This window comes from Actinomycetospora sp., assembly GCF_055612215.1.
Genome location: NZ_JBVPVA010000491.1, coordinates 1 through 1,218, shown reverse-complemented (window position 1 = coordinate 1,218; position 1,218 = coordinate 1). Strand labels below are relative to the sequence as shown.

The following is a 1,218-nucleotide window of genomic DNA, read 5'->3' as shown; positions in this document are numbered from 1 at the left end:
TCGTCGGCGTCCGCCTCGCCGTGCACCATGCGGAAGAACTCCCACCGGTTCGGGTGGGCGTGGCACACCGCGATGCCCTGCTCGACCATCGCGTCCACGATCGATCGCGCGCGCTCACGGCCGGCGAACTCCTGCATCCCGCCACTCATCCAGGTGCAGTGCTCGACGGTGCTCACCCCGGCCCGGACCGCGGCCTCGATGCTGTCGACGTCGTGTGCGTGCGCCGCCACCGGGGCCCCCCGCAGGCGGGCCTGCTCCACGACCGTGCGGAGCTGGTCGAGCCCGAACTGCGGCTGCCACATCGCCGCCCCGCCACGAGTGGTCCCCCCACCCGAGGCCATCACCTTGACCAGGTCCACACCTGCCTCGACCTGCCGGTCCACCGCGGCCCGCAGCGCCCCGTGGTCTCCGGGGTCGACCTCTCCGCCGAGGAACCAGCAGTGCCCACCGGGTGGGGTCAGCGGCGAGCCCGCGCTCAGGACCCGGGGTCCGACGACGGCGCCCGCGACGGTGGCCTCCCGCAGCCGCACCGCCAGCGCGCCGCGGTCGCCGACGTCGCGCACCGTCGTGGTGCCCCGGTGCAGCAGTCGCTGGGCGCGTCCGGCCATGGCGAGGATGAGGGCGACGTCGTCGTCCTGTTCGTCCACCGCGGCGATGTCCGCCGACTCGTCGAACGCGAGGTGCACGTGCGCGTTGATCAGGCCCGGGACCACCACGCCCGTCGGGTGGTCGAGGACGTGCGCGTCCCCGTGCCGCGCGCGGAGCTCCTCGCTCGGCCCGACCTCGACGACGACGCCGGCGTCCACGACGACCGCCGAGTCCGCCAGCGCGGTGGCCGGCTCCGGGACGACCGTGCCGGCCGAGATCAGGGTCTTCACGCGGTGACGCCCGACTCGGTGGGACGGTGCGCCACAGCGCCGTCGGCCCGGGACCCGGAGCACGGCGGCCGGCGCTCGCTCCCGGTCATCACGAGTGGCTGCGCGCCGTGCTGGTCGGATCGCCCTCCATGTCCCCTCCCGGGTGGGTCGTGTCGGCGGCGGTGTCCGAGGGCACCGGGTGCCTCGGTCTGCTCGTGGCGGTCGACGGCACCAGGCCGGAGGGCTGCCGGGTGCACAGGTCGGAGGCGGAGGAGTCGGCCTGTAAGCCGGATCCTGTACCCACGGACCCTCGCGGGTCCGCGGGCGGCGACCATCCATCTCGGCCCGCCGTCGCCGACGG

Annotated in this window: 1 protein-coding gene; it reads right to left on the bottom strand. The window is 75.2% G+C overall.

What is annotated here, in order from left to right:
- The coding region (locus AC0CYZ_RS13755; RefSeq protein ID WP_472216204.1) for an amidohydrolase family protein at positions 1-878 on the bottom strand (878 nt) is incomplete at its 3' end.
- Between the last annotated feature and the right edge of the window lie 340 nt (positions 879-1,218).